2 protein-coding genes and 2 pseudogenes are annotated in these 7587 nt (G+C 67.7%); 1 reads left to right on the top strand and 3 read right to left on the bottom strand.

The window, feature by feature from the left end:
- Positions 1-122: 122 nt before the first annotated feature.
- Positions 123-863 (top strand): annotated as a pseudogene (locus ABT014_RS34245) (transposase); the annotation flags it as partial.
- An 18-nt stretch (positions 864-881) separates the two neighbouring features.
- On the opposite strand, the pseudogene ABT014_RS34240 reads toward ABT014_RS34245, so the two are convergent.
- From ABT014_RS34240 to ABT014_RS34230, 3 genes and pseudogenes are all read right to left on the bottom strand, one after another.
- Positions 882-1283: pseudogene (locus ABT014_RS34240) on the bottom strand (transposase); the annotation flags it as partial.
- 73 nt (positions 1284-1356) lie between these two features.
- Positions 1357-1656 carry a hypothetical protein gene (locus ABT014_RS34235; RefSeq protein ID WP_350643724.1) on the bottom strand — a complete coding sequence of 100 codons (300 nt, stop codon included), beginning with the start codon at positions 1654-1656 and terminating at the stop codon, positions 1357-1359.
- 13 nt (positions 1657-1669) lie between these two features.
- Complete coding sequence (locus ABT014_RS34230) at positions 1670-6841, bottom strand: endonuclease toxin domain-containing protein (protein WP_350643722.1); 5172 nt, start codon at positions 6839-6841, stop codon at positions 1670-1672.
- Positions 6842-7587 lie beyond the last annotated feature (746 nt).

The following is a 7587-nucleotide window of genomic DNA, read 5'->3' as shown; positions in this document are numbered from 1 at the left end:
TGCTGGACCGGAAGTGGGCACCCGGACGGGCCCTCCCGGGTCGGGTCGGGCGATGCCTCGGCACCGGCAGCTGCTCGGGGCCGGCGCAGAGTCGCGGCGATCGGGTACAGGAACCCTATTGGAACCGACTGCGTGGCCTGCTCACGCAGATCCACCCCTCGCTGGAGCGGGTCCTCGGCCCAAGGCTGGACCACCCCGCCGTCCTGGGTCTGCTCGAACGTCACGGCTCACCGGCCCAGTTGAGGAAGGCCGGCCGACGCAGACTGGTGGCCCTGTTGAGGCCGAAGGCCCCGCGGCTGGCCGAGCGCCTGGTCGAGGAGATCTTCGACGCCCTCGAGAAGCAGAGCGTCGTCGTGCCCGGCACCGAGGCCGCCTCGCTGATCGTCCCCAGCCTCGCCGGCTCACTCGGCTCCGTCCTCGACCAGCGCAAGCTCCTCGCCGCACGCATCGAGGAACTGCTGGAGGCCCACCCTCTTTCCCAGGTCCTGACCTCCATGCCCGGGATCGGGGTCAGGACCGGAGCCCGCATCCTGATCGACGTCGGCGACGCCAGCAGCTTCCCCACCGCCGGACACCTGGCCGCCTACGCCGGACTGGCACCGGTGACCAGGAGCTCGGGCTCCTCCATACGCGGCGAGCATCCTTCCCACCGGGGGAACAAGCAGCTCAAGCGGGCCTTCTACCTCGCCGCGTTCGCGTCGCTGTCCCAGCCGGAATCACGCGCCTACTACGAGAAGAAGCGGCGCCAGGGCAAGCACCACATCGGCGCCCTCGTCTGCCTCGCCAGACGACGCATCGACGTGCTCTTCGCGATGCTCCGGGACGGCACCTTCTACGAGCCGCCGACAGTCCTGGCAGCTTGACGAAACCATAGGGGCACCCTTTTGCCGGGCCTTCTCCGCCTCCTCGGCGGCCTTCTCCAGGTCGGCGAGCGTGTCGGGATCGAGGCGCATCCCGGCGGCGTCGTGGTGGGCACGGACGGTGGTGGAATCCACGCTGACCAGCGACAGGTCCACCTCACCCCGCTTCGCGGCCTCTGCGATCGCGCCCTCCAGCAGAGCCTCGAAGACCCCGGCGTCCCTCCACTGCGGGAAGCGGTTGTGGACCGTCGACCAGGCCCCGAACTCCTGAGGCATCTCCCTCCACTGGCCGCCGGTCCGGAACCGCCAGATGACACCCTCAAACTGTCGGCGCAGCCGCTCGGGGTACGGGCCGTACCCACCGATCGGCAGGTACGGCCCGATGAACTCTCGCTCTGCATCAGTCAGTTGCACTCGCGTCACACAATACGATCTACCGGATCAGGCATGACCACGAGGGGGAAACCCGCAGATTGATCACAACCCAATACTCGACCTAGTCGTCATCGCCGAGCACATTCGCGCCGAGGGTCTTGGCAAGTACCTTGGCAGCCTCCTCCGTCTTGTCGCTGTAGTACCCCTTGATGTCGATCTTTCCGTGCCGCCACGAGAAGACCGCCGTCTCGCCAGGGACCGAATAGGTCTTCTGGAGCCCGATGTCCTTCCACTCCCAGGGGGCGCCTTCCTCGATCAGAGGGCACTGGGCTGCTGCGTCCTCCCATTCTGGGACACTGATCGGATTTTCGAAGCTCTGTGTCCAGTCCTGCGCTCGGGTGATGTGGAAGTCGTAGCTCATATCGTGCTCCCGGTCAGCCTGTCGAGCTGCCGAACAGCAGCACGACACCGTTGTTGTGTGCGTAGTCTTCCGCACGCTTCATGCCACCGAGCTGGGCTGAAGTCAGCGGATCCTTCCCGTTGACGACCACGTAGACCACCCGGTTCTTAATGTCACCGGGAGGAAGCACACCCGGGTGGCGGTAGTCCCCGGTGTAGTTGGCAGCGTTGTCGATTCCAGTCTTCAACCGGTTGAACACGGCGGCAGCGGTCTGGTAGCTCGGAGCCGCGGTGTCCATCGACTTGAGGCTGATGGCGGTGTGGGTCTCAGGGTCGAAGTGATCGAACGCGGCGAAGCCGTCGGGCAGGTTGCTCATGCCCATCTTTTCTTCGAAGGCGAGTCCCCGGTCCCGCGCCTTCAGTCCCCAGAGGTTGTGTTCGGGGACGCCGGTGACCGCGTCGTGCTGGGCGATGTCCTGGGTGAGCTCGGTCCCGAGTCCGCTCATGCCCAGTGCGGTCGTCACGTCGGGGCCGCGCGGGCCGAAGCGTCGCTGGGCCCAGGCGTCGAGTCCGCCCAGGGTTGCGACGGCGACCTGCTGGGCGAGTTCGTCGGCGTGCTTTTCGACCTGGTCGGCGACGTTGTTGCAGCCGAACTCGCGGAGTCTGGCGGCGGCGACGTACATCGCGTAGGCGGGTCGGACGGGGAAGTACTTGTCGGCGAAGGCGCCGGCTCCACCGTTGTCGCCGGAGAAGGCGTTGTAGAGGTCTCCGACGAAGTCGAACGGCATCTTGGCGCCGGTGGCGAGACCGCTTCCGATCGCCTCCAGCGAGCTCATGCCGGAGGATTCGCCGCCCTCAGGGGTCATCCCGCTGGGATCGGTGTAGACGGTGGGTGCGTCGGCCGCGTAGGAGTAGGCGGAGCCGTAGGCGGCCGCAGTAGGTGCCGGGAGCGGGTCGCGGCTGGTGAAGCGGCCGGTGGCGGTGTCGTACTCGCGGGCCCGCAGGTACTGCTTGCCCGGGAGCACGGGGTCGTTGTACTGGCCGGCGAATCCGAATGGTGCGTTCGGGGCTCCGCCGGCGACGGTAGTGGTGCCGGATCGACCGTACGGGTCGTAGGCGGTGCGGGTCTGCTGCGCCCCGGCCGAGTTGGTGACGTCTGTGATCGAGCCGAGCCAGTCGTGGTGGTAGTAGTAGGGGCCGGACGGGTTGTGCTGGCTCTGCGGCAGGCCGAGCGGGTCGTAGCTGTAGTCACTGATCAGTGCGCCGGAGCCGTTGGTCTCGGTGGCGATCTGTGGTAGTGGGTTGTTGATGTCCCAGGTGAGGGTGCGGGACAGTGCGCCGTTGGTCTTGGTGGCGACCCGGTTGCCGTCCGCGTCGTAGGTGATGGTGAAGGTCTGCTTGCCCACGATGGTCGTGGGGTGTCCTGCCGCGTCGTAGGTGTAGGTGGTGGCGTGGATCGCGAGGGCGTCGCGATAGGTCTTGGAGCTCCAGATCGCCTTGTTGGCGGTGTCGTAGAGGACGAAGTTGCCGTCGTCCTGGACCTTGGCGAGGGCTCCGGTGTTTGCGGGGGTTCCGCTGCTCCAGAGCGTGGTGCCGGTGGTGTCGGCGACGACCAGGTTGCCGTCGGTCTGCATGGTGGCGTGGGCACCCGGGTGGCCGGCGGTTCCGGAGGACCACACGGACAGTCCGGTGTCGATCGCGAACAGCACGAGGTTGCCGTCGGCCTGCATGATCAGGCGGGCGTTGTTGGAGGCCACGACGGTACCGGCGGTGAGGGTGGTCCCGCTGGCGATGATCTGGTCCTGGTACGGCGTCTTGACGCTGGTGGTGTTGCCGTCGGCGTCGTAGGAGTAGGTGGTGCTGGCCGAGCCGGTGGTGGTCTTGGTGAGCTGGTCGGCGGCGTCGTAGGTGGAGGTGGTGGTGCCGTAGGCGTCGGTCTGGGTGAGGCGGTTGCCGACCTTGTCGTAGGTGTAGGTGAGGGCGCCGGCGGTGCAGCCGACGGTGGTCGGGGTGAGGGGGCAGCCGGAGGCCAGGCGGCCGGCTTGGTCGTAGGTGTAGTTCTGGGTTCCGGTGCCAAGGCCGAGGCGGTTGGCATCGACCTTGGTGGGCTGGCCGGCCGCGTCGCGGGTGAGCTGCCAGGAGGCGAGTGTGGTGGTGCCCTTGGTGCTGCCGATGGAGGCGAGGCGGCTCGCGGGGTCGTAGGTACGGGTCTCGGTGTAGCCGTTGGTGCCGGGCAGGGTGGTGTTGGTGAGGTTGTTGGCCAGGTCGTAGGTGTAGGTGGTGCTGGCGCCGTCGGTGGTGAGCTTGGTTCGGCGGCCGTCGTCGTCGTAGGCGTAGGTGAGCTTCTCGCCGTCCGGGTACTGGCGGCCGGTCAGGGCGCCGCGGGTGTCGTAGGTGTAGGTGAACCCGGTGCCGCCACCTGGGGCGGTGATGGACAGCAGCCGGTCGGTCTTGTCGTACGCCAGGGTCCGGGTGCCGGTCGCGTCGGTTACCGAAACGGGCCGTCCGGCCTTGTCGTAGGTACGGGTGACGGCGGGTGTGGTGTCGGAGTAGGTGGTGCCGGTCGGAAGGCCGCGCGGGTCGTAGCTGGTGGTGGTGGTCAGGCCGCGGGCGTTGGTGAGGGTGTTGGCGTGCCCCTCAGGGTCGTAGCCGTAGGTCGTCTTGTTGCCCAGCGGGTCGGTCACGGCGGTCGGCCGGTGGAGCGCGTCGTAGGTGTAGGTGGTGACGTGGTTGTTGGCGTCGGTGCGCGACGTGCGGTCGTTGACGCCGTTCCAGGCGTTGGTGGTGACCGCGCCGGTTGGGTCGGTGGCCGTGGTCACGTGTCCGGCGGCGTCGTATCCGGTGCTGGTCCTGCGGCCCAGCGGGTCGGTGACGGCGGTCGGACGGTCGAGTGCGTCGTAGGCCGTCGCGGTGGTGTTGCCGAGCGGGTCCTTGACGGTGGTGCGGTTGCCTGCGGCGTCGTAGCCGAAGGTGGTGGTGTAGGCAGCGGGTGTGGATCCGGCGGCGTTGCCGCGTGGGTCGACGACGCTCGTGAGGCGTTCGTCTGTGTCGAAGGTCCAGGTCGTCCTGTTGCCCAACGACGTGGTGGCCGAGGTCCGGTTGCTGCCGGCGTCGTAACCGAAGGACGTGGTCTTGCCCAGCGGGTCGGTGACGCTCGTGAGTCGGTCCAGCGGGTCGTACCCGTAGGTCGTCCTGGCCGAGGTCGGATCGGTGACCGTGACAACCTGGCCGGTGGGGCTGTAGGTCCTGGTGGTGGTGTTGCCGAGCGGGTCGGTCACGGTGACGGGGCGGTTGACCTCGTCGTAGGTGGTGGCGGTGACCGCACCGGTGGGGTCGGTGACCGAGGTGCGGTTGCCGTTGGCGTCGTAGCCGAACGTGGTCGTATAGGCAGCAGGGGAGGCTCCGGCCGCGTTCCCGCGTGCGGTGACGACCGTGGCCGGACGGCCGTTCTTGTCGTACGTGGACGTGGTTTTGTGGCCGAGCGCGTCGGTGACGGACGTCGGGCGGCCGGTCCAGTCGAAGGTGCTGGTGGTGGTGTTGCCTGCCGCGTCCTTCGTGCTGGTGCGGTTACCGGCCGCGTCGTAGGTGTACGTGGTGGCGTTGCCCAGCGGATCCTTCACCGTGGCCAACTGCCCGTCGGCGTCGTAGCTGTACGTCGTCGGGCCGGCCAGGGGCTCGGCAACGGCCGCCAGTTGCCCGCCGGGCTCGTAGGTGTAGGTGGTGGTGTACGCCGCAGGGCTCGCACCGCCGGCGTTTCCCCGCGGGTCGGTCTTCGCGGTGACCCTGCCCGCGGTGTCGTAGGCGAAGGTCGTCTTCGCACCGAGCGGCGTGGTCACCGAAGTGCGGTTGCCTGCGGTGTCGTAGCCGTAGGCCGTGGTGCCGCCACGCGGGCTGGTGAGCGTGGCGAGCATGCCGAGTGAGCCGTAGGTGTAGGTGGTCCTGCCGCCTGCGGGGTCGGTGGTCGCGGTGAGCTGGTTGCCGGTGTTGTACGTGTAGGTGGTGGTGTTGCCGCGGGCGTCCTTGTGCGAGGTGACGTGGTTGGCCGTGTCATAGGTCCAGGTGTTCGTGGCGGACACCGGGGCCGGGGAGGTGCTGGTCAGGACGTTGCCGACCACGTCGTAGGTGAACGTTGCCTTCTTGCCGTTGGCATCCGTCAGCGTGGTCCGGTTGAACGAGCCGTCGTAGCCGTACGAGGTGGTCTTCCCGTACGGGTCGGACTGCCAGCTGATGACCCCGTCGGTGTACTTCTGCGTCCAGATACCGCCGTCGGGGTGAGTCACGTAGGTGGTACCGGGGTTCGCTGCGTCATAGGTGAACGTGGTCTTCGCACCCACGGCGTCGGTCTGGCTCGTCACCCTGCCGCTGCCGTCGTAGACATTGGTGATCCGCGCCTTGCCGAGCGGGTCGGTGACCGTGGTGAGCAGCCCGGCGCCGTCATAGCCGAACGTCGTGGTCCGCCCGCGCAGGTCCTTCACGCTCGTCAACCGGCCGTTGGTATAGCCGTAGCTGATGCTGCGTGCGCCGGGAAGGGTTGCCGTGGTGAGCAGGGCGTCCGTGTAGCCGAAGGTCACGGTGTGCCCGCCGGCGTCGGTGACGGAGGTCGGCTGGTTGCCGGTGTAGCCGAGGGTGAGGCCGACACCGGCGGGATCACGCATGGCCGTCAGTCGCCCGGTGGCGTCGAAGAACACCCGGTGCTGATCGGGCGTCGTCAGCTGGTATCCGCCCGCTGTCTTCTGCAGCTTCGAGTGGACGTACGGGCGGGTCGCGGTCAGCGAGCCGTCCGGCTGAACGGCGTAGTCGGTCTGCGAGCCGTCCTCGGATCGGAACGTGACCACCGACTGGCCGACGATCAGCGATGCCGAGTACGGGAACGCCCACCCCTTGCCGAACGCTCCGGCCGTGGTCAGCACGGACGAGTAGCTCCTGGTCAGCTCGATCGGCCGGCCGGGCCCGGGTATCTGCGCGTCGGTGAAGACTTCTCCGAACGCCCCGGTGGAGGTGTTCACCGGGTCACCGCAGTACTTCACCAACTCCAGGACGATCCCGGTACTCGACGGCGATCCGGGGCATGCCAGCGACACGTTCGCCGGGACCCCGTAGATCGGCACCGGCGGAGCCGAGGGCGAGACGAGCTGATCGGAGGTCCCGTCGCTGTAGGCGTACGTCACCACCGCGTAGTAGTTGACGTCCCGCTGGATCTGCGCCATCAGCGAGCACCAACCGGTCGCCTGGTACTCCGACCACTGCGCAGCATCGACCTGCACGTTGTCCGATGCCCGGTAGAAAACCACCGACACCGCACCCCGACCGGCACCGAGAATTCCGGTAGGTGTGTCAGGGTTGAAATCCCAGGTCGCGCACCACGAAAGACCGGTTCTTCCGCTCTGCAGGTTGTCCGCATAGGAGCGGAGACCGGCGATGTAGGGGTGTCCCGAAGGCCAGGCGGCCGCGCCCTCCGCTGCAGGTGGAGCCACCGACGGCACTGCCGCCTTCGGCGGCGCACCCTTTCCGCCGGCCTTGACCTCGGCCTCCGTAAGCTGCCGGTACCCCGGGGTCCGGGGCCCGGCGACGTGTGCTGCCACCGCAGGCGCAGGCCGGTCAGGAACAGAGCCGCTTCCCAGCTTCGCCACCTGCGCCTGCTTCTGCTTCATCGTCAGGGCGGCAGGTTCCGGGGTGGCCCTTGGTGGCTTGCCGGCATTCGGTGACGGCCCGGCGGCTGTGGGACCGGGACGCGCCGAGGCGGCAGGGGCACCCCCAGCGACCAAGAGAACCATCAATAGGACAGACGTGACCAACCGACGAATATGGTCTTTCATACCACCATCAGCCTCGCTCCGTATCGGAATTACTCATGCATCCAGTGCCTGGACCGGAGAGATGTTCGTCGAGGAATTGAGAACGTGAGGGGACAATGACGAGCCGGGGCTGAAATCCGTCCCTCAATGTCCGAGAG

Source organism: Kitasatospora sp. NPDC094015, assembly GCF_040304075.1.
Classification (GTDB): Bacteria; Actinomycetota; Actinomycetes; order Streptomycetales; family Streptomycetaceae; genus Kitasatospora.
This window is presented reverse-complemented; position numbering and strand designations above follow the sequence as displayed.